The sequence below is a fragment of the uncultured Veillonella sp. genome (assembly GCF_963543145.1).
Lineage (GTDB): Bacteria > Bacillota > Negativicutes > Veillonellales > Veillonellaceae > Veillonella.
Genome location: NZ_CAUTZP010000008.1, coordinates 1 through 20,813, shown reverse-complemented (window position 1 = coordinate 20,813; position 20,813 = coordinate 1). Strand labels below are relative to the sequence as shown.

Annotated in this window: 22 protein-coding genes; 3 read left to right on the top strand and 19 right to left on the bottom strand. The window is 39.1% G+C overall.

Features of this window, described 5'->3' with window-relative positions; genetic code table 11:
- Nucleotides 1-9: 9 nt before the first annotated feature.
- The 18 genes from RWZ05_RS04940 to RWZ05_RS04855 form a co-directional block, all read right to left on the bottom strand.
- A complete protein-coding gene (locus RWZ05_RS04940; protein ID WP_399554317.1) occupies nt 10-1,737 on the bottom strand; it encodes a radical SAM protein in 1,728 nt (575 codons plus the stop codon).
- Nucleotides 1,738-1,757: 20 nt separating this feature from the next.
- Entirely contained in the window at nt 1,758-2,417 is a 660-nt protein-coding gene (locus RWZ05_RS04935; RefSeq protein ID WP_314642686.1) for a DUF421 domain-containing protein, read from the bottom strand.
- 12 nt (nt 2,418-2,429) lie between these two features.
- A complete protein-coding gene (locus tag RWZ05_RS04930) occupies nt 2,430-2,891 on the bottom strand; it encodes a DUF3290 family protein (RefSeq protein WP_314642685.1) in 462 nt (153 codons plus the stop codon).
- 171 nt (nt 2,892-3,062) lie between these two features.
- Entirely contained in the window at nt 3,063-4,070 is a 1,008-nt protein-coding gene (ilvC, locus tag RWZ05_RS04925; RefSeq protein WP_314642683.1) for a ketol-acid reductoisomerase, read from the bottom strand.
- A 143-nt stretch (nt 4,071-4,213) separates the two neighbouring features.
- Entirely contained in the window at nt 4,214-4,999 is a 786-nt protein-coding gene (locus RWZ05_RS04920; RefSeq protein WP_314642682.1) for an ABC transporter ATP-binding protein, read from the bottom strand.
- Nucleotides 5,000-5,010: 11 nt separating this feature from the next.
- Nucleotides 5,011-5,499 carry an acetolactate synthase small subunit gene (ilvN, locus tag RWZ05_RS04915; RefSeq protein ID WP_314642680.1) on the bottom strand — a complete coding sequence of 163 codons (489 nt, stop codon included), beginning with the start codon at nt 5,497-5,499 and terminating at the stop codon, nt 5,011-5,013.
- Nucleotides 5,499-7,208 (bottom strand): biosynthetic-type acetolactate synthase large subunit, encoded by a 1,710-nt coding sequence (gene ilvB, locus RWZ05_RS04910; RefSeq protein ID WP_314642679.1) that lies wholly within the window; start codon nt 7,206-7,208, stop codon nt 5,499-5,501. The genes ilvN and ilvB overlap by 1 nt, the downstream gene beginning before the upstream one ends.
- 18 nt (nt 7,209-7,226) lie before the next feature.
- Nucleotides 7,227-8,450, bottom strand: a complete 1,224-nt coding sequence (ilvA, locus tag RWZ05_RS04905; RefSeq protein WP_314642678.1) for a threonine ammonia-lyase — start codon at nt 8,448-8,450, stop codon at nt 7,227-7,229.
- Between the two features lie 41 nt (nt 8,451-8,491).
- A complete protein-coding gene (gene ilvD / locus RWZ05_RS04900; RefSeq protein ID WP_314642677.1) occupies nt 8,492-10,162 on the bottom strand; it encodes a dihydroxy-acid dehydratase in 1,671 nt (556 codons plus the stop codon).
- A gap of 586 nt (nt 10,163-10,748) precedes the next feature.
- Nucleotides 10,749-12,152, bottom strand: a complete 1,404-nt coding sequence (locus RWZ05_RS04895) for a DASS family sodium-coupled anion symporter (protein ID WP_314642675.1) — start codon at nt 12,150-12,152, stop codon at nt 10,749-10,751.
- A gap of 116 nt (nt 12,153-12,268) precedes the next feature.
- Nucleotides 12,269-12,712, bottom strand: coding sequence for a cupin domain-containing protein (locus tag RWZ05_RS04890; RefSeq protein WP_314642673.1), 444 nt, complete (start codon nt 12,710-12,712; stop codon nt 12,269-12,271).
- Between the two features lie 67 nt (nt 12,713-12,779).
- On the bottom strand, nt 12,780-13,088 hold the full coding sequence (locus RWZ05_RS04885) for a heavy metal-associated domain-containing protein (RefSeq protein WP_314642672.1): 309 nt from the start codon (nt 13,086-13,088) through the stop codon (nt 12,780-12,782).
- Between the two features lie 14 nt (nt 13,089-13,102).
- On the bottom strand, nt 13,103-13,345 hold the full coding sequence (locus RWZ05_RS04880) for a twin-arginine translocase TatA/TatE family subunit (RefSeq protein WP_314642671.1): 243 nt from the start codon (nt 13,343-13,345) through the stop codon (nt 13,103-13,105).
- A gap of 36 nt (nt 13,346-13,381) precedes the next feature.
- Nucleotides 13,382-14,137, bottom strand: coding sequence for a 6-phosphogluconolactonase (pgl, locus tag RWZ05_RS04875; protein ID WP_314642670.1), 756 nt, complete (start codon nt 14,135-14,137; stop codon nt 13,382-13,384).
- A gap of 170 nt (nt 14,138-14,307) precedes the next feature.
- Nucleotides 14,308-15,099 carry an enoyl-CoA hydratase gene (locus RWZ05_RS04870; RefSeq protein ID WP_314642669.1) on the bottom strand — a complete coding sequence of 264 codons (792 nt, stop codon included), beginning with the start codon at nt 15,097-15,099 and terminating at the stop codon, nt 14,308-14,310.
- A 231-nt stretch (nt 15,100-15,330) separates the two neighbouring features.
- Complete coding sequence (gene rpsI / locus RWZ05_RS04865; protein WP_004695188.1) at nt 15,331-15,723, bottom strand: 30S ribosomal protein S9; 393 nt, start codon at nt 15,721-15,723, stop codon at nt 15,331-15,333.
- Between the two features lie 20 nt (nt 15,724-15,743).
- Nucleotides 15,744-16,184: a 50S ribosomal protein L13 gene (gene rplM / locus RWZ05_RS04860; RefSeq protein WP_095066394.1), complete on the bottom strand. Its 441-nt coding sequence runs from the start codon at nt 16,182-16,184 to the stop codon at nt 15,744-15,746.
- Nucleotides 16,185-16,341: 157 nt separating this feature from the next.
- Nucleotides 16,342-16,719: a hypothetical protein gene (locus tag RWZ05_RS04855; RefSeq protein WP_314642668.1), complete on the bottom strand. Its 378-nt coding sequence runs from the start codon at nt 16,717-16,719 to the stop codon at nt 16,342-16,344.
- A gap of 216 nt (nt 16,720-16,935) precedes the next feature.
- Between RWZ05_RS04855 and RWZ05_RS04850 the strand changes: the two genes are divergently transcribed.
- A complete protein-coding gene (locus RWZ05_RS04850) occupies nt 16,936-18,141 on the top strand; it encodes an MFS transporter (RefSeq protein ID WP_314642667.1) in 1,206 nt (401 codons plus the stop codon).
- Between the two features lie 97 nt (nt 18,142-18,238).
- On the opposite strand, the gene rpsD is transcribed toward RWZ05_RS04850, so the two are convergent.
- Nucleotides 18,239-18,826, bottom strand: coding sequence for a 30S ribosomal protein S4 (gene rpsD, locus RWZ05_RS04845; protein WP_314642666.1), 588 nt, complete (start codon nt 18,824-18,826; stop codon nt 18,239-18,241).
- Between the two features lie 297 nt (nt 18,827-19,123).
- On the opposite strand from rpsD, the gene RWZ05_RS04840 reads away from it, so the two are divergent.
- Together RWZ05_RS04840 and RWZ05_RS04835 are read left to right on the top strand one after the other, a co-directional pair.
- Nucleotides 19,124-20,023, top strand: coding sequence for a LysR family transcriptional regulator (locus tag RWZ05_RS04840; protein ID WP_314642664.1), 900 nt, complete (start codon nt 19,124-19,126; stop codon nt 20,021-20,023).
- A gap of 170 nt (nt 20,024-20,193) precedes the next feature.
- Nucleotides 20,194-20,517 carry a YnfA family protein gene (locus RWZ05_RS04835; RefSeq protein WP_314642663.1) on the top strand — a complete coding sequence of 108 codons (324 nt, stop codon included), beginning with the start codon at nt 20,194-20,196 and terminating at the stop codon, nt 20,515-20,517.
- The last annotated feature ends 296 nt before the right edge of the window (nt 20,518-20,813 follow it).

The window sequence follows — 20,813 nt, the reverse complement described above, 5'->3', positions numbered from 1 at the left end:
GAGTACCTCCTATTTACAAACACCACAACGTTTACAACCTTGTACACAGGGCGGTGTATACGCTTCATCGACGGAGCGCTTCCATTCCATTTCAAGATATCCTTCGTCCATGCCCATATCTAAGTGGCTCCACGGCAAGAATTCATCAAAGCTTCGTTCCCGATAGTTCATTTCATCCATATCTAGGCCTGCCACCTTCATTTCAGCCTTGAAAGACTTACTACCACGATTGGCTGCGCATGCTGCAATAACAGTGCCTAAACGGCGGTCACCACGAGCGAGAACGCCTTGAATATACGCCTCTTTAGGTGACTCTACGAGAACTTCTATACGACGGTTCTTTTGCAATGCTTTTTTAATATATTTTAACTTTTTCTCTACTGTCTTTTGATTATCCATAGCCATCCATTGGAATGGTGTAAAAGGCTTCGGAATAAATGGATTAATGCTAAGGGTTAAACGACCTTTACATCCCACCTCTGCCATATGGGCCTGCGTACGTTCTGCAAGACCTACGATAGCTTCGATATCCTCATCAGTTTCCGTAGGTAACCCAATCATAATATAGAGGCGCATGTGTTGGATTCCAGACTTTGCAGATAAGGTAGCAGCATTTTGTAAGTGTTCTTCACTAATACCCTTATTGATGACGCGGCGTAACCGTTCACTACCTGTTTCGGGAGCAATGGTAATCGTCTTTTGACCACTATCCGCCAAGCCATCTACTACGGCTTGCGTTAAGGAGTCAGCCCGTAAAGATGCACAGGAATAACGCATATCTTTAGAGCGAATATAGTTAACCAGTTCGTCTACCTCTGGATAATCAGAAATAGCAGCCCCCATAAGACCTACCTTTTTCCCTAATTTCTCTGCTCGATCTACGCCTTCTTTTAATAGTTCCAACGGTCGTACGCGAGGTACACGGAAGCAATAGCCAGCCATACAGAATCGACAATGACGTCCACAACCACGAGCCACCTCGATGATGTACATGGCGCCAAACTCGGTATAGTTTGTAGCCACTACGGTTTCACCGCCACTAGTGAGCATTTCAAAATGACGTTTAATCGTTTTTGGTACACCTTCTGCAATATGGTAGCCTTTAAATTCACCATCTTCACTGTAAATCGGCACGTACAAGGACGGTACGTATACGCCCGATACATCTGCTAATTGGCGCAAAATAGCGTGCCGCTCTAAGCCTTCCATTTTGCCATCTCGAATGATATCGAGCACTCGACTGATGATACCTTCCCCTTCACCGATGATGAAAGCATCGATAAACTCTGCAAAGGGCTCTGGATTAAAGGTAGCACAAGGCCCACCAGCAATGACGATAGGATCAAACTCTGTGCGGTCTTTTCCCATAATAGGTACCCGTCCATGGCGCAACATAAGAGGAATATGGAAGTAATCCATTTCAAAGGTTACGTCAAAGGCCACCACATCAAACTGATGCATAGGCCGCTGTGTTTCCACACTCATCAACGGTGTCTTAGTCTTATCGTACGCCTCCAATTCTTTTTTTTCAGGCAAGAAAATCCGTTCACATACACTATCATTACGTAAATTAATTTCCTCATAAATAATATGTAAGCCTAAATTACTCATGCCTACAAAATATGTATTAGGATAGACGATAGCTACCTTTTGCCCTGCATGAGGGTTGACCGTTACCCGGCTATCTTCGTCTTTATATAATGCTTGTAATCGATCAATTAAATCTTTACGATTCACTAGTTTCCTTTCTCTATCTACTATTTAGAACGTTTTTTACGTTCATATGGATAAATAACAACTTTGCCCCCATTATATTCCGCAATATATACATCATTAATAGAATATCCTTGAGCTTGTACCTCTTGTTCAAGCCACTCTCTATCTTTTTCAATTACATCAAGAGTAAATTGATTAATTTGACCATCATCAATGAGATCAAACCGAATATTATCTTCCCCAAATTGAACTATACTGAGTTGACCATTTTGTTCTAGTACAGCACGTTTAACATCGGTTACATATTGAACACCTGCTGTACGAAGCTTTAACTTAAGCTCCGCTGCTTGGATGCCATAACGCATACATTCATCAGTTAGAATATGACCCTTTTCAATTACAATGACTGGATGTCCATCCAGAATTGTTTTAAAGAAACGAAGATTTCCTTTTAAGAATTTAAGAGTCATTACGAGTATAGTCCACAAAATAAGGACTAACATAAACTGTAAAATACCAATTTGGTCATTATAAATGATGGCACCGATAATACCACCAAGTACATAGTTTTGTAATTGGTCTAAAGCGGAGGTTGGCGCTAAATTGCCCTTCCCCATTAAGTTGATTTGTAAGATAATCGCCAAGAGACCGATGGCGAGTTTGGCAAAGACCATCCCATAGACGGCCATAGATTCTGTCATATATGGTCCTCCTTATGGTAATACGTCCGCTTTATCATAGATTCGATCTGTAGGGCTCACCTTGTATACACGGGTAATCGTATAGGTTGAAAACTCTGGGTTAAATTGAACTTCATAATACGCATCATTTACTTTCAAAATCATACCATTGCGAATTTTTAAGGAGTTAACCGCTAATTGCTCACTTGGTACAGAACGATCAGCACTAAAAGAATGTAAAAATTGAGCCATACGAGAAGAGTCTTCAGAATATGTTTTCATTCGATTATACTCTTGGTACTCAAGTCCTAGGAAAAATACCACTATTAAAGACAAGATAATCATTAAATCACGATAACGACTCGTAAAGCCATTTCGCAGAACTTGTACGCCCAAAACGAGCAGTGCTAACAGAATAGCTACAAAAACGATAAAGCTCCATGTTTGGCTCCCTACAGCCTGACTTTCAACATAGGCCAATGTGTAAAAATCCATATCGTTCTCCCTTCATAGATTACTTTTTATTATACCATACCTTATGCCAATATTTTCGATATAGCAATGTATAATACCAAGAAATATCTTATAAAAAGAAAAAAGCGACCCCCTAGGGGATCGCTTTTTAATTGATATGTGTCTTTATAAGAGATTACCTAGATAAAGCTCTTATTTCAACCAGCTCATCAAGTTACGAAGTTCTGCACCAACTGGTTCGATTGGATGAACAGCTGCTGCTTCACGATGTTCTTTAAGGAATTTTTGACCATTTTTGGAATCAGCCAAGAATTCATCAGCGAATTTACCAGATTGAATATCAGCCAAGATTTGTTTCATAGCTTCTTTAGTTTCTGGAGTAATTACGCGAGGGCCTGCATAGTAGTCACCATATTCTGCTGTGTTAGAAATGGAGTTACGCATTTTTTGGAAACCGCCTTCGTAGATAAGGTCTACGATCAATTTCATTTCATGCAAGCATTCGAAATAAGCGTTTACAGGTTCATAACCAGCTTCTGTTAATACTTCGAAACCAGTTTGAATCAATGCAGTCAAACCACCGCACAATACAGCTTGTTCACCGAACAAGTCAGTTTCAGTTTCGGATTTGAAGTTAGTTTCCAAGATACCTGCACGGCCACCACCGATACCAGAAGTCCAAGCCAATGCTACTTCTTCAGTGTCACCAGATGGGTCTTTTTCTACAGCGTACAAGCAAGGAACACCAGAACCTTCTTGGTATGTACGACGTACTAAATGACCAGGGCCTTTAGGAGCTACCATGAATACATTGATATCTTCACGAGGAACGATTTTACCGAAGTGAATGTTGAAGCCGTGAGCGAATGCTAAGTATGCACCTTGTTTCAAGTTAGGAGCGATATCTTGTGCATATACGTCTGCTTGTAATTCGTCTGGAATCAATACCATAACGATATCAGCGCCTTTAACTGCTTCTGCAGTTTCTTTTACAGGAAGACCTGCTTCTTCTGCTACTGCCCAGCTTTTGGAACCAGCACGAAGACCGATAGTTACGTCAAAGCCGTTTTCTTTCAAGTTCAATGCATGAGCATGACCTTGGGAACCGTAACCTAAAACTGTAATTTTTTTGCCTTCCAATTTGCTTAAATTACAATCTTCATCATAATAAACTGTAGTACCTAAAATTTTACCTGCCATACTAGACAACCTCCAAAATATATTCAATAGAATATTGACTACTATATACTGTACACAATCTAACAAATTTTTGCAAGATGTGGCGTACATTAATTTAGTATCAGTAAGCTAAGTTTTAAGCCTCTGATAAAGAAATTTGATAACTACCGAACAATCACCCACGGGCGATCATCTTTCCATACAACTTGTACGGGAATACCAAACACATCAGACAGATTTTCATCTGTTAATACAGAGTGTTTAGGCCCCGCATGTATCATCTTTCCCTCTCGCAAGATGGCTACATGTGTAATCGCTGGTAGTATCTCTTCAATTTGATGTGACACATAGATAATCGGTGTCTGTTGCTCCTCAACCAAGTTAGCTACTGTACGCAAGAATTGTTCTCGCGCCGGCAAGTCTAATCCAGAGCAAGGTTCATCCAAAATCAGTAAATCTGGATTTGCCATGATGGAACGTGCCAATAATACACGTCGCTGTTCCCCAGCAGACAAAGTATGGAAACGATGGCCTTCTAAGTGGCTTAACCCAAACTCAGCTAATAATTGCATACCTCGCTCACGCACCTCTGATGCCACCTCTTGGTATATACCGATACTACTGAAAGCACCAGAAATGATGACATCCTCTACCACTTGCTTATCCAAGGTAGACTGAAACTGTGCCAGAGTAGAGCTGACAAAGCCTAATCTCGATTTGATTTTAGGCCATGCGTATTTCCCAAATTCATGACCAAAGACACGCAAGGTGCCCGTTGTTGGAATTTGGTAGGCTGGTATCATGCTGAGAAGCGTCGATTTACCAGCTCCATTGAGACCTAAAAGGGCCCAATGTTCACCTTCCTCTATATGCCAATTTACATTGTCTAGGATATGTCTGCCATCGCGACGAAAGCAGACATTTTCATAATGGAGCAATTCATTCCCCACTCTATCATCTCCTACATTTTTTCTCCACGACTCATCGCTGTAATACCAGTTTTTGCGATTTCAAGGATACCATAGGTTTCCATAATTTGGATGAAGCCGCGCAACTTTTCAACGCTACCGATGACTTCAATAATCATGGACGTTGGAGAAATATCAAGTACATTGCCGCGATATACATCGGCAATTTGTACTATTTGAGAGCGTGTTGTAGCAGACGCTTTTACCTTGATAAGCATCAATTCACGACATACTACATCATGATCTTCAAAAACTTTAACTTTTACAACATCGATGAGCTTATAAATTTGTTTTTGAATTTGATCCAAGATACGATCATCGGCCTCAACGGTGAGGGTAATACGCGCATAACCTGGCTTATTAGTAATGCCAGATGTCATTTTTGTAACATTAAAACCACGACGGTTAAAGAGTGCCAAAATACGTGCACCAATGCCTGCTGTATTTTTTGCAATTACTAAGACTTGATGTTCTTTAGCCATTATAGCACCCCTTTCTTACCCATCATGCCGCTTACAGTGCCGCCTGCTGGAATCATTGGCAATACATTGTCTTCACGCTCAACGCGACAATCCAAGACGATGCTTTCATCAGATGTAATGTAAGATTTGAAATCTTTATTGAAAGTTTCTACATTATCTAGACGAGCCGCTTTCAAATCAAAGGCATCAGCCAATTTCAAGAAATCTGGACTCACTTCCAAATCTACATAGGAGTAGCGGCGATTATTAAAGATTTGTTGCCATTGACGAACCATGCCAAGGTAACCATTGTTGATGATTACAATTTTAATTGGCAAATTGTATTGGCGAACCATCATCAACTCTTCGAAGGTCATTTGGAAACCACCATCACCTACGACAAGAATAACTTGTTTATTAGGGGCACCTACTTGAGCACCAATAGCTGCCGGTAAACCATACCCCATTGTACCAGCACCACCGGATGTAACAATGGTATGAGGTTTTTTGTGTGTTAAGAATTGAGCTGCCCACATTTGGTGTTGACCTACGTCAGTTACGATAACCGCATCCTCTTTAGCAATCTTGTTAAGCTCAGATAATACATATTGCGGATGTAATACACCATCTTGGGATTCAGGAATTACCATAGGATATTCTGCTTGCCATTCACGAATTTGTGCAATCCACGCTTCATGAGTTGTAGGCTCCACAAGTGCATTGAGTTCGGTTAAAACTCTCTTTAAATCACCTACGATTGGTACGTTAATAGTGACATTCTTATCAATTTCTGCGGGATCAATATCAATATGAATAATTTTAGCTTTTTTACAGAAGAAATCTGGATGACCTGTAATACGGTCGTGGAAACGAATACCTGCAGCAATAACTAAATCTGCTTCTTCTGTGCAGTTATTAGCCGCTACAGATCCATGCATACCTACCAAACCAAGAGCTAACTCATGGTTACCTGGGAAGCCACCTAAACCTACCAATGTATTAGTTACTGGAATTTGAGCCTTTTCTGCTAATTCCTTTAACTCATCCATAGCACCAGATTTCAATACACCAGCACCGGCAATAATAAGTGGACGTTTCGCATTTTTAATAAGCGTAGCCGCTTTCTTAATTTGACCTTGATGGCCTTTATATGTTGGATCATACCCTTCAAGGTGAATAGGTGTATCGTACAATTTATTGTATTCTGCGAAGGATATTTTTTCTGTTTGAATATCCTTTGGAATATCGATAAGTACTGGACCTGGACGGCCTGTACCTGCAATGAAGTACGCTTCTTTAATGATGCGAGGCAAATCATGAATATCTTGTACAAGATAGTTATGCTTTGTTATGGGCATTGTAATACCTTGAATATCCGCCTCTTGGAAGGAATCCTTACCAATGAAAGGACGACCTACCTGACCAGTAATGGCTATCATTGGTACAGAATCCATGTACGCAGTCATAATACCTGTTACAAGATTTGTCGCGCCAGGGCCAGACGTAGCAAGACATACACCTACTTTACCAGATACGCGTGCATAACCATCCGCTGCATGTGCCGCACCTTGTTCATGACGAACAAAATAATGTTTAATTTCAGGGAAGCTATAAATTTCATCATAAATTGGAATTACCGCGCCACCTGGATAACCAAACATGTCAGTTACACCTAGGCGATGTAATGTTTCAAGGACAATGCGTGCCCCATTGATTGTTTCTGCGCTCATAGGAACCCTTTCAACCAGCTATTCAGACAAGATTTCGCTGGAATTTAAACGTTTAATAATGTAACCATTATTTTTGAAAGTATCAATAATGTGTTGAATGTGTTCTTCACCGTTTGTTTCTACAGTAACTTGTAATTCTACTTCGTGGAAGCGGTCAAGATTTTTAAACTGATTGTGATCGAGTTTAATTACGTTTGCATCGGCATCTGCAAGCATTTGAGATACAGCCACTAACTGGCCTGGTTTATCAGGAAGGTTAACAGAGAAAGTAAAGATACGCCCACGCAAAACGAGACCTTTATTAATCATAGAGGAAATAGTAAGTACGTCGATATTACCACCACTAACAATTGCCACTACCTTTTTGCCTTGGCAGTCTAATTTTTTTAGACCCGCCAATGGTAAAATACCAGAGTTTTCTGCTACTAACTTATGTTTTTCTACGAGTAACAAGAACGCTTCCATCAATTCATAGTCAGAAACAGTAATAATTTCATCTACATATTTCTTAATATACTCTAATGTAGTTTCCCCAATTTGACGGACTGCCGTACCATCCGCAATCGTTGCCACTTCACCAAGTGGTACTGGATGGTCAGCCTTTAATGCTGCGAGAGCACTAGCTGCGCCTTCTGGTTCTACACCGATAATCTTGATACTAGGATTTTTTAATTTAGCTGCTGCTGCAATACCAGACACGATACCGCCGCCCCCAACAGGAACGAGCAAGATATCCGCATCAGGCAATTCATCAAGAACTTCAAGAGCAATTGTACCTTGCCCTTCGATAACATCTTCGTCATCAAAAGGATGAACAAAGACATAGCCGTGTTCTTGTTGGAGCTCCATCGCCTTTTGGCAAGCCTCATCATAAATCTCACCATGTAGTACGACCTCTGCTCCATATTGTTTCGTTGCATTCACCTTGATGAGAGGTGTATGTTTTGGCATGACGATTGTAGCTTTGATGCCGAGGCGTTTTGCGGCAAGGGCCACACCTTGTGCGTGGTTGCCAGCAGATGCGGCGATAACACCGCGCGCCTTTTCCTCTTCCGTCAATTTTGCAATCTTATTATAAGCTCCGCGGACCTTGAAGGAGCCTGTTATTTGTAAGTTTTCTGGCTTGATATATACATCATTACCACACTCGTCAGAGAACACATCACTATGAAGTAATTTTGTTTTCACCGTGATTGTGTTGAGTCGCTCACGAGCCTCCATAAAATCATATAACTTATGCATCTGCACCATCTCCTCTAGTCAGTATTAATGAAAGTCTATTATTAGTCTTCAAATACTTCGATAGCACCTTGTGCTGCAGAGGATACGTGAAGAGCGTATTTTTTAAGGTAACCAGTTACATTGGATTTGAATGGTTTCAATGCGGCTTTACGACGAGCGATTTCCTCATCGGATACAGCCAATTCCAATTTGCCGTTAGGAATGTCGATGTTGATGATATCACCATCTTCTACAACGGCGATTGTGCCACCTGCAGCCGCTTCTGGAGATACGTGACCAATGGATGCACCACGAGTAGCACCAGAGAAACGACCGTCAGTCAACAAGGCTACGTCTTTATCTAGGCCCATACCTGCGATCATGGATGTTGGTGTTAACATTTCACGCATGCCAGGACCACCTTTAGGACCTTCGTAGCGAATAACTACAACGTCACCTTTTACAATTTTACCGCCTGTAATAGCTTCTACTGCTTCTTCTTCGCTGTTGAATACTTTAGCGGGACCAGAGTGAACGAGCATATCGGCATCTACAGCACCAGCTTTTACAACGGAACCATCTTCAGCAAGGTTCCCTTTAAGTACGGCAATACCACCAGTTTCGTGAACTGGATTATCCCAAGGATGAATTACGTCTTCATCAGCTACATAAGCAGCCTCAGCAATTTCACCTTGTGTTTTAAGGGCTACTGTTTGGCAGTCTGTATGGAGACGACCATTTTCTGCTAACCGTTTTAATACTGCAGATACGCCACCTGCTGCATACAAGTCTTCGATGAAGTATTTACCAGATGGTGACAATTTAGATAATTGTGGTGTTGTTTGAGCAATGCGATCGAAATCGTCTAAGGACAAAGGCACACCTGCTTCATGAGCAATAGCTGGCAAGTGAAGTGCTGTATTAGAAGAACCACCCAAAGCCATATCGAGTGCTACTGCATTTTCAAAAGCTTCGCGAGTCATAATATCTTTTGGACGAAGGTTTGCTTTTAATACCTCTACTGCTTGCATACCTGCTAATTTAGCAAGACGTAAACGTTCAGAGTATACAGCAGGGATAGTACCGTTACCAGGAAGGCCCATACCAAGAGCCTCTGTTAAGCAGTTCATTGTATTAGCTGTGTACATACCAGAGCAAGAGCCACATGTAGGACATGCATTATTTTCAATGCTTGCCAATTCTTCGTCGCCCATTTCGCCGGTTTGGTGTTTACCTACTGCTTCGAACACGTCGGACAAACCAATTTTTTTGCCTTTATGTACACCAGCGAGCATGGCACCGCCAGATACAAATACAGACGGAATATTAAGGCGAGCCGCCGCAATCAACATACCTGGTACTACTTTGTCGCAGTTTGGAATGAATACCATCGCATCAAATGGTGTTGCCATAGCCGTTGCCTCAATGGAGTCAGCAATGATATTGCGTGTAACCAAGGAGTATTTCATGCCGATATGGTTCATTGCAAGGCCATCGCAAATACCGATTGTATTGAACTCAATTGGCACACCACCTGCGTTGCGGATACCGTCTTTTACGGCTTGTACAATATTTTTCAAGCCCACATGACCAGGAATGATTTCATTGAAGGAATTGGCAATACCAATGACCGGTCTACCTAATTCTTCGTCTACGAAACCGAGTGCTTTTAATAAAGATCTGTGTGGTGCACGTGCTACGCCTGTTTTTAAATTGTCACTTCTACAACTCATGTTAATCTCCTCACTTTTGAAAGCATCCACTTGGACGGCTTTCATAACGCATAAAAAAAGACGATTCCTATGAATCGTCTTAAAAGTTTACAAATGATATTCCTTTTGTTTACAGAATCCCTATATACATAAATAGACCTATGTACCCCTTGGAAAATATACACATAAGAAACAAACCATATAGCCAAAATCTTATTGATTGTATATTAACCCATTCGCGGAACTTCTAAGACAAAAACGTGTTAAGTTGTTGTTCATAATTCGAATGTCATTAATAATCACGACTAGCGCAATAATCAATAAGCTAATGACTAAACCTAACATGTTTCCTCCTAAAATAATCTGTAATATTAATCACGGAATAATAATAACACGTTATAATATGACGCGCAAGATAATTCGCTATAAATTCTATAGATTTACTATAGTTTTTTTATGAAGTTCACCATATAAAAAAACTATAGCAAACCTAGTTAGGTATAAAAATGTACATATATCACTAAAAAATCCCCACCATTGTGATATGCCCCCTCTTAACTGGACAACCAGTAAAAAGGGTACATATCATAGTGAGGGATTTCTCATATTATAAGATACCAAATAGCCACATACCAAATGTGCCGCCCCAGAAGTGAATGAGGAAGCTCACCACAGAAATGGCAAGGCCTACGCGCCACCATGTACCTTGAGGCACATAACCAGCACCAAAGAAGATTGGCGTTACACCAGAGCTATAGTGAGTTAATGTACAACCAGGGCTGTTCATCAAGCCAAAGAGCAAGATAGTAAACGGAACTGGTGCTCCCATGGCAACGAGAATCGCTGCAAAAGCGGAGAACAATGCTGTAATACGCGCCGTACCACTAGCGAAGAAGTATTGCGAGTATACAAAGATTGCTGAGATAATAAAGGATGCCCAGAACCAGTCGATACCAACAAGATGCTGGCTAACATAGTTTGCAAAGACAGCTACTACACCGAGTTTACCTAGTAAGCCTGCCATGCCAACTAGAGTGCCCATCCAAATGAGGATATCCCAACCAGTGCGTTCACCTAAGATATCATCCCACGTAAGAGAGCCCGTTACTACACACGCAAGAACACCCATCAAGGCAACTACCGTTGGATGAAGCTTAGTCCAAATCGCAGTTGCCCAAAGTAAAATACAAAGGACAAAGATAATAGCTACAGAAATTTCTACTTTTGTAATAGGCCCAAGGGCATCTAACTCTTTTTGAGCCATCGCCGCAGCTTGTGGGGTTTCTTTAATTTCTGGTGGATAGATTTTATAGATGAACCAAGGCATCAAAATCATACAAATCACACCAGGAATCACGCCCGCTTGGAACCATTCCCACCAAGAAATATCATAACCAAATAATTTTGCCCCTAAAGATGTAATGAGCAAGTTACCACTACATGCAGTCAAGAAGATTGTTACAGTAATGGTATTAATAGTGTGAGCCGTCGTCATCAAGTACGCCCCAATGCGACGAGCGGTCTTACCATATGGTTCAGAGTCAAAAGCTAAAGAAATATTTTGCACGATGGGGAATACGATACCGCCCCCACGCGCCGTATTAGATGGTGTCGCAGGAGAGATAATCAAATCCGTACAAGCTAATGCATAGGCTAGTTTTAAAGAGCTTGTGCCGAAAGAACGAATCAAAGTATAGGCAATGCGCTTACCAAGACCAGAATTAATAATACCTCTAGAAAAGAATACAGCCGCTACAATAAGCCACACATTCGCCTCTGCATAACCACCTAATGCTTGCACCATAGTAATAGAATTTGTCGCTACTGCTGCAACAATACCAAAGAGTGCCATAATGCCCGTTGGCCAAGGGCGCAAAATAAAGCCTACAATTGTAGCCGTAAAGATAGCTAATAACTGCCACCCTTCAGGCTTGATTGCCTCCGTATGAGGCAAGAACCATATTACTAAGCCCACCAAAACGGTAAGGGCCGCACGTGTAAAGGTATTCATAGAACCTCCTAACAAACTACACACCTCAACTATTACTATTACTATTACAGTTACAGTTACAGTTACAGTTAATTATAAAACGATATGGCGGTCATCACACATAACCGCCATATATATTAGCAACTTTCTAAGAATTCTTTGATCTTAGGGTTTGCCTGTAATGTTTCCATTTCTTCTGGAGATAATAATTTAACCTTATCCCGCTCTTGATTTACCAAGCATAAGAAACCAATATAGTCCCCTTTATTAGCACGAAACTGATGAATTGTCTTGCCTGGAATCTCAATAAAATCACCAGACTCTACATCATGAATTTCGTCGCCTAATAAAACTTGACCTTTACCGCGAAATATCATAACCATATGCGTATGTTCATGATATTCTAATGTGGAATAGCCACCTGGCAAACATTCAAAATAACGGAATTGGCATGGAATATCATAAGCACCATCGTATAGCACTTGACGTGTTACATCTTTAAAAGGACTACCATCTTGTTTATATACCAAGGTGTCGACGCCATCCCACTTGAAATTTTTAGCATCAAACTTGCGTATCATATATTACCTCTTCATACAAAAAAGTGCTGCATCGAAACTATGTTTCAATACAGCACCAAAGGTTCGATTATTTGAAGAAACGTTTCAATGTTCCTAGTAAACCATGACTATGTTTTTGAACACCATCTGCAACGCCAGTTACTTCAAAACCAGTCTTTTCGATAGCTGTTGTAATAACTTCTACAGCAGATTTAGTAGGATCAAAAGAAATTGTTACTGTTTTATCGTCTAAATTTACTTCTGAGCTCAATACGCCTGGTAGCGCAAGAGATGCCCCTTCTACAGTTTCCTTACAGTTGTTGCACATCATACCAGGTACAGTAAATACCTTTGTTACAACGCCATTATCTTCACCGCAACCACAATCTTTGCACATAGTGATACCTCCTATTAATCGTTAGCTTTTTTATGTTTGTCGTCGTTTTTAGCCCCTGCAGTGACATCAATCGTAGTTGCCTTTTTAACGGCTTCTTTCGTTTCATCAACAGCTTTCTTAGGGCCGGAAATAGCATCTTTGAATTCATTGATGCCCTTGCCAATAGCTTTGCCGACTTCAGGCAATTTACCAGGACCGAAGATAACTAAAGCGATCACTAATATAACTATTAATTCAGGTGTTCCTATAGATCCCATATGTATCTCCTTTATATTTACTAAAACTTACATCTTCTAGTGTACATCATTATAGGCCGACTTGTCCACATACCAGGTTATGGCTTCTTGTGAAAGTACAGCACCAGGCAATGTACGACCAATGCGTTTTTCCCAAGTTAAATCCTCGTAGTCCTCACGTTGGTACAAAACCTTTGTCAATGCAGTACGCTTACTTTCACCAGTTACAGTGAACCAAATAGCATCGGATTTAGCTAGGAACGAGAATGTCATAGAAATGCGTTCCCATACCTTGCCATCCTCTACGGCCACTACATCTTGATCAGCCACACGAAGCGCGTGAGATCCAGCAAATAATCCGGCTGTATGGCCATCCTCGCCTAGATCAAGCAATGCTAAATCTAAACCAGATTTCTTACACGCCTTGAGAACATTGTGAACCTCTTTCTCATATTCTTCAGCCGCTTCCACAACGGTTTTAGAATCCGTATTGATAGGTAAGAAATGGGCAGCCCCCTTTGCCTTGCATAGCAAATGAGGTTTTACGCGATTAAAGTAATTATCCTCATGTGCTTGTGGTAGAAAACGTTCATCAGTCCACAAGAAGAATATGCGTTCCCAATTGAGACGCTCAATATATTCAGGAGAGTTAAGTAATTCTAACAAACCATTTACAACAGTACCACCTGTAATCCCCACAATGCAGTTTTCCGTACGGCTGATTTCTTCATTGGTGAAAGCAATGAAATCCTCGGCTAATGCTTGGACTACCTCACTAGAGCTGTCATAACATTTAATTGTATCTTGAGCCATGTAATAATGACCTCCTAAAACTATTATAATAGTACTATTATATACACTTTTGCATCGTAATGAAAGCAAAAACCGATGTAACTCAATATAGGGAGCCACATCGGTTCGAATTATATTAGTACCTGCTTATAAATTACATGATATTTCATAGAATTACAAGAGAATAATTATTATTTTTGACCAAATTTAGGACGACGACGTTCTGTGAAAGCTCTTACGCCTTCTTTAAAGTCTTCGGAAAGTCCTAAAGAACATTGATTTTCTACTTCAAACTTCTTGTACTCTTCCCAGCCAGAGAGGAAACTGTTCCACATCATTTCTTTCATAACGCGGTAAGATTGTGCCGGACCTTTAGCTAATTTTTCAACAAGACGTCTTGTAGCAGTTTCTAAATCCTCTGGTTCGCACACCTTATACACGAAGCCCCAGTCCTTACCTTTTTCAGCAGAAACAGCTTCGCCAGTCATAACAATATGCATAGCACGGTTCATGCCAATGGATCGAGTCAACAAGAATAAACCGCCTGCATCAGGAGCAAGACCTACGTTTACGAAAGCTTGAATAAAGCGTACGTTATTAGCAGCTACAACAAAATCGGCAGCCAATGCCATATTAAAAGCCGCACCAGCCGCAGCACCTTGAAGGCTCATGATAACAGGCTTAGGCAAACGTTTCATAGCCATAGAAATCTGAGCTACTAACTCAACGATTTCAAATAAAGACTCTGTATCGCCTTCGTTTACAGCGCGTTCCATTTCTGTTAAATCGCCACCAGCAGAGAATACCTTACCTTCTGCATTGATAAGCAATGCACGGACACTTTCATCGTTGTGTGCTTTATCTAAAACCTCAAGGATCTCCTTGCACATCTCGATGTTAAAACCATTCGCCACAGTAGGACGATTAAATGTCAACGTACCAATACCGTTGTCCACTACGTATTGAATTGTATTATAAATCATATGATTTCTCCTATATAAAAATCTATTTTCGAAAAAATTCGATTATTATACCTCTATTATAGGAGAATTAAATGTCCCTGTAAATGACAGAATTACATAACCTTATAAATTCAAAACAATACTGTTATCCTATAAGCCCAAAACTAAAAATAAGACTAAGCTATAAGCAGTCTATAATGCAAAAACACCTGCAGACATTGTCTGCAGATGTAATACCCTGTTTTCCAAATATTAACGTTTGGAGAATTGGCTTGCTTTGCGGGCTTTTTTAAGACCGTATTTTTTACGTTCTTTCATACGTGGGTCACGAGTCAAGAAGCCTGCTTTTTTCAAAGATTGACGAAGTTCGCCATCTACGTCCAATAACGCACGGGAGATACCGTGACGAATTGCACCAGCTTGACCGGAAGGACCGCCACCAGCTACAGTTGCGATAACATCATATTGTTCAACTGTGTTAGTCAAATTCAAAGGTTGTTTTACGATCAATTCCAAAGTTTGGCGACCGAAATAATCATTAAGTTCACGTTTGTTAACAGTGATTTTACCTGTGCCCGGTACCAGACGAACTCTAGCAACGGAAGATTTTCTACGACCAGTGCCGTAATATTGTGCTACTGCCATTATATGTTCCTCCCTCTAGATTATCGTACGGAAATTTCTAAAACTTCTGGTTTTTGAGCTGCATGTGGATGCTCAGGACCAGCGTATACGTTTAATTTACGGTATTGTTGTGCACCCAATTTGTTTTTTGGAAGCATACCACGAACTGCCATTTCAACAACACGTTCAGGTTGTTTTTCAAGCATCATGGACAATTTAGTGAAACGAGCACCACCTGGATAACCAGAATGACGGAAGTATTCCTTTTGCTCTAATTTTTTACCAGTTACGCGAATTTTTTCTGCGTTTACAACGATCACATGGTCACCAGTGTCTACGTGTGGTGTGAAAGTTGGTTTATTTTTGCCCCGAAGAACTTTTGCAACTTCGGCAGCAAGGCGTCCTAAAGTTTTACCTTCAGCGTCAACAACATACCATTTCCGTTCGATTGTGTTCGGATTGGCCATAAATGTAGTTTTCATGCTGCATATCCTCCTAATAACGTCATAATTCTACCAAAATCAGCTTGTCCTTTGCTTCCGGGGCTAATGGAAACACGACTAAAGCTTACTCAAAATAGTATACAGATTTTATGGGTTTGTGTCAATTAAAATTTAGTAGTAATATGCTGTCATCAAATTATTTTTTTAGTATAGAATTACACTGCTGTATTACGTCATTCAATACGGTCTGATCAGTATTAAGAAGAAGTTTAACCCAATTATCACGCCAACTGCCGCCTAATTGAGCTTCTACCTTTATATGTCCGTATGATTTACATATAATATGGACATAATCATCCGAATCATCATAAGCAATACGAACATCTCCATCTAATGTAATATATATTAATTTGAGTTGACTGATTAACTCTCTAAATTCATTTACAGTATAAACAAATGTGCCTCGACCGGAAAAGTCGCCACTTTTAATATATACACTAAAAGCTATACACTCTTCCCGAGGCTCAACATCTGCAATGTATTTTTCTTCTAACTCAACACGTATATAATCCATTAATCTCCTCTAAATAATAAAAATGAATAGTCCCCTTTATTATCTTTCATTAGCAGAAACCTACTTATATTACATATTACTTTATATTGTGCAGGAAATTTATATATTTATATAGAATTATGAATATATAATATCAAAAATTGATAAAAACTTAACTTAGATTCTGTAAAACAATACATATTATATCTATACTTCTATAACCTAGGAGATGATAGTATGAATCTAGAAAACAAAAACTCATTTCTCTTAAATAGTGCCCTATTCTTTTCAACAATGGGAAGCACAGCAACAACATTAGGCTTTATAACATATATATTCAATACCACCCACAGTCCCTTTAATACAGGGGCAGTTACAATAGCGACATTATTAGTTGGAATGTTATTAGGCCCATTTTTAGGGATACTAGTAAAAGAAAAAGGCTTAATGTGGTCTATGGTAGTTCCTGAAATAGTTTCAAGTTTAATATTATTAATTTTTGTTTTCATAGATAACCTATATCTAGTATATATCATAGCTTTTCTTATAGGTTTTAATAATAAAATTTTAGGAATCGCTAGACTTTCTTTTGTACCTAATATTACAAATGATTTAGTCAAATTCAATGCACTGCTTCGGTCTATTAATCGTTTGGCTTTGATAAGTGGTTCCTTATTATTTAGCGTTATAATTAATTACTCTTTAACGCTAGTATTCGTTATTGATGCAATTACTTATATTATTTCAGCCTACCTACTTTATCGTTTAAATAAAAATGTAAGAATACAGTCACACTCAACTATCTCCAAAAAAACCATTAGAGAAAGCATATATGATCGCATTCAACTTTTATTAAAAGGATATAAGTTATTGTTTCTAAATAAAAAAATTAATTTTATAGTTTATTTGGGTATATTAGCCAGAATATTTTATATGTGTATACCGATTCTACTATTAATATTTATTAAAGACATCTTACATTTAACTGATAGTCAGTATGGATATACGCAAACAATCTCTAGATTGGCATCATTCATTATTTTTGGAATTCTTGCTAAATATTTTACCATTAATTTAGCAACGAGTTTTAAAAAGATTTTGTTCCCTCTTTTTATACTATACGGAGGAAGTATTTTTTTTATAGGCTATATAAAAACAATAGAACAACTATATATTCTATATAGTATATCTGAAATATTATTATTTACAGCCGTTGTTTTAGTTCATGCATATATACAATCTATTTTTTCACAGGAAGAATTAACATTAGCTAGCGGTTCTGTAAGTACAGGCTTCTCAATTGGATCAATATTATCAATAACTATATTTACAAACTTAGCAAATGTATTACCACTACATTATATATTTTTTATATGTGGACTGGGAATAATTATAAGTACAGTAATTATAATAGGCTATACTCGATTAAACCAAGAAAGATAGATTTTATGATAATTATTTGACTTACCCTTTTATAAATAATACACACATAATATATAAAAAATCCGCAGTGCGTTGCACTGCGGATTTTTGCGCCAAATTATTTGTTGTACAATTCGACGATAAGTGTTTCGTTAACTTCGATAGGAAGTTCTTCACGTTGAGGAAGACGAGTTAAAGTGCCTTTGAAGCCTTCCAAGTCTTTTTCAATGTAAGGAAGTTCGAAAGAACGAAGTTCTTGGAAGTTAGTTTTAAACATTTCGTTGTCACGAGATGCTTCGCGCAATTCGATTACATCGCCTGGTTTGCAGGAGTAGGATGGAATGTCTACGCGACGACCGTTTACCAAGATGTGGCCATGGTTTACCATTTGACGAGCTTGACGAATGGAGTTACCGAAACCGATGCGATATACAAGGTTATCAAGACGTTGTTCCAAAAGGATTAACATGTTTTCACCTGTAATACCTTGCATTTTTTTCGCTTTATCATAATAGCGTACGAACTGGCGTTCTAGCAAGTTGTAGTAAGCTTTAACTTTTTGTTTTTCTAATAATTGTGTGCCATACTCAGACATTTTCTTCTGACGTTGGTCTTTTTTGACGCGATTCAAGGCTTTTGCGTGACCGAATACGTTCACACCAAAGCGACGACAAAGTTTGAATCGAGCCTCTCTTCTCGTTGCCATGTGATTATCACCTCATAAGATTAATATAAACTTGTACCGACACATAATGGTACCCATGTATAATATCATTTTCATTTACTTATGTCAATTAATGATAATTGTGAAAGTTATTGAAATAAGTGCATAATCACAATTTTTAATTACACTTTTTTATGATAATACCGCTCGCTATATCGATTGTGCATGCTTCATCATATTTTATAGATTTAGATGAAAAAACAATTATAGTATGCTACAATATTAATAAGTAAGGTAATAGTTATCATTGGATTCTTATAACAAAATTGGGGGAATAACATGAAAGAGTTACCTACAATGCAAGAGCTACAAAGTTTTATCACTTATAATAAAACAGGAAGCTTTACATTAGCAGCACAATCTATGAATATCACACAATCAGCTTTTAGCGCTCAAATGAAAAAATTAGAGCGTTTAGTTGGCGTGAAATTAATATCCCGTTCTACAAGAGGTAGCCGTTTAACGCCAGAAGGCGAATTATTCTTACCAGAAGCAGAACAAGTTCTTGATACATTAGAACGTGCCATTCAATCTATCCGCTTAGCCAGCAAGGTAGAACGTCCGATTTTGAATATCGGTGTACTCCGTAGTTTAGGCGATATTCGTCTAAACGGTTACGTATCCCACTTCTTCCAAAACCATCCTGAGTTCTCTGTTAGCATCTATGACATGGAAGAAGAAGAGTTAATGCTCGACTTGCGCGAAAATCGTATCGACATCGCTCTACTCTATTTACCAAACAACAAAGATATGTCCGCATACGAATCTACCGCTCTTAGAGAGGACGAATTCGTATATTATGCTCCAAATTTAGTAGAAGGCATGGAAACCGCTAGTTTGAAAGCGATTCAGCAACAACCTTTGCTCATGTATCCGCCTAAATACTTCATGTATCGCACATTGAAAAACTACGTGGGCAACGGCCAACAAAACCTACACATCCGTGGTAGCCGTCTATCCAACCCTTACACAATGATCGACTATTGCCAAAAGAATAAATCCGGTTGCATCGTAGCACGGCAAATTTTAAATTCCTTAAACATTACTGATGGTTTTGTACCTTTAGAAAAACCATTCAAACTACAAGTGTGCTTCGCATTCAAGAAAAATAACTCCAAAACAGAAACTATGCATACCTTTATGGACTATGTACATAGCGAATCACCACCACGATTGTAACAATCAATATACCCCTGTATATCTTTTGATATGCAGGGTTTTTCTATAACCAACAAAGATCCTATCTATAAGAAATATCCTATCTATACAAAACAATTGCCCCCTTACATTTTAAGTTGTAAAATAGAGAATAGATTTCAATTAATGCAGTAAGATACAGTGAGGTTATTATGCTCTTATCTATTCTCTTCTTTATACTAGCAGGACTTGCTGAGATTGGTGGCGGTTATCTTGTATGGCTTTACATGCGCGATGATAAAGGCCCTCTCTATTTAATCGCAGGCGCCATCATTCTATTTTTATATGGTATCATTCCTACCTTCCAACCAGAAGCAAGCTTTGGCAAAGTATACGCAGCATACGGCGGCGTATTCATCGCCCTCTCTATTCTATGGGGCTGGCTGATAGACGGCTTGCGACCAGACACCTATGATATCATCGGTGGACTCGTTTGCCTCGTAGGTGTATATATCATCATGTACGCACCACGATAAACAGAAATACAGAGTCTCTCTATAAGCATTACAACAAAAACATGATAGTAAAAGGAGTACAACTATAACAGTTGTACTCCTTTATTTACATGACCATTTCTATTTTCTTATAATTGTACGTATTTTCTTATGATTGTATTTATTTATGACTATATATATTTAATTATGACCATATGTATTTTTTAACCATATGTACTTGTTAGATACTAAAAAACGGTCATCCGAAGATAACCGTTTACGTTGGTGGACGATGACAGGATCGAACTGCCGACATCCTGCTTGTAAGGCAGGCGCTC

Bases quoted from the DNA above. Each gene is read 5' to 3' on its own strand.
- RWZ05_RS04930 (WP_314642685.1), bottom strand. From the start codon at position 2,891: ATGGATTTTTACACATTGGCCTATGTTGAAAGTCAGGCTGTAGGGAGC.
- RWZ05_RS04835 (WP_314642663.1), top strand. From the start codon at position 20,194: ATGCTCTTATCTATTCTCTTCTTTATACTAGCAGGACTTGCTGAGATT.
- rplM (WP_095066394.1), bottom strand. From the start codon at position 16,184: ATGAAAACTACATTTATGGCCAATCCGAACACAATCGAACGGAAATGG.
- ilvB (WP_314642679.1), bottom strand. From the start codon at position 7,208: ATGAGCGCAGAAACAATCAATGGGGCACGCATTGTCCTTGAAACATTA.
- RWZ05_RS04870 (WP_314642669.1), bottom strand. From the start codon at position 15,099: ATGATTTATAATACAATTCAATACGTAGTGGACAACGGTATTGGTACG.
- pgl (WP_314642670.1), bottom strand. From the start codon at position 14,137: ATGGCTCAAGATACAATTAAATGTTATGACAGCTCTAGTGAGGTAGTC.
- RWZ05_RS04840 (WP_314642664.1), top strand. From the start codon at position 19,124: ATGAAAGAGTTACCTACAATGCAAGAGCTACAAAGTTTTATCACTTAT.
- RWZ05_RS04935 (WP_314642686.1), bottom strand. From the start codon at position 2,417: ATGACAGAATCTATGGCCGTCTATGGGATGGTCTTTGCCAAACTCGCC.
- RWZ05_RS04850 (WP_314642667.1), top strand. From the start codon at position 16,936: ATGAATCTAGAAAACAAAAACTCATTTCTCTTAAATAGTGCCCTATTC.
- rpsD (WP_314642666.1), bottom strand. From the start codon at position 18,826: ATGGCAACGAGAAGAGAGGCTCGATTCAAACTTTGTCGTCGCTTTGGT.
- RWZ05_RS04855 (WP_314642668.1), bottom strand. From the start codon at position 16,719: ATGGATTATATACGTGTTGAGTTAGAAGAAAAATACATTGCAGATGTT.
- rpsI (WP_004695188.1), bottom strand. From the start codon at position 15,723: ATGGCAGTAGCACAATATTACGGCACTGGTCGTAGAAAATCTTCCGTT.
- RWZ05_RS04890 (WP_314642673.1), bottom strand. From the start codon at position 12,712: ATGATACGCAAGTTTGATGCTAAAAATTTCAAGTGGGATGGCGTCGAC.
- ilvC (WP_314642683.1), bottom strand. From the start codon at position 4,070: ATGGCAGGTAAAATTTTAGGTACTACAGTTTATTATGATGAAGATTGT.
- RWZ05_RS04880 (WP_314642671.1), bottom strand. From the start codon at position 13,345: ATGGGATCTATAGGAACACCTGAATTAATAGTTATATTAGTGATCGCT.
- ilvD (WP_314642677.1), bottom strand. From the start codon at position 10,162: ATGAGTTGTAGAAGTGACAATTTAAAAACAGGCGTAGCACGTGCACCA.
- ilvA (WP_314642678.1), bottom strand. From the start codon at position 8,450: ATGCATAAGTTATATGATTTTATGGAGGCTCGTGAGCGACTCAACACA.
- RWZ05_RS04885 (WP_314642672.1), bottom strand. From the start codon at position 13,088: ATGTGCAAAGATTGTGGTTGCGGTGAAGATAATGGCGTTGTAACAAAG.
- RWZ05_RS04895 (WP_314642675.1), bottom strand. From the start codon at position 12,152: ATGAATACCTTTACACGTGCGGCCCTTACCGTTTTGGTGGGCTTAGTA.
- ilvN (WP_314642680.1), bottom strand. From the start codon at position 5,499: ATGGCTAAAGAACATCAAGTCTTAGTAATTGCAAAAAATACAGCAGGC.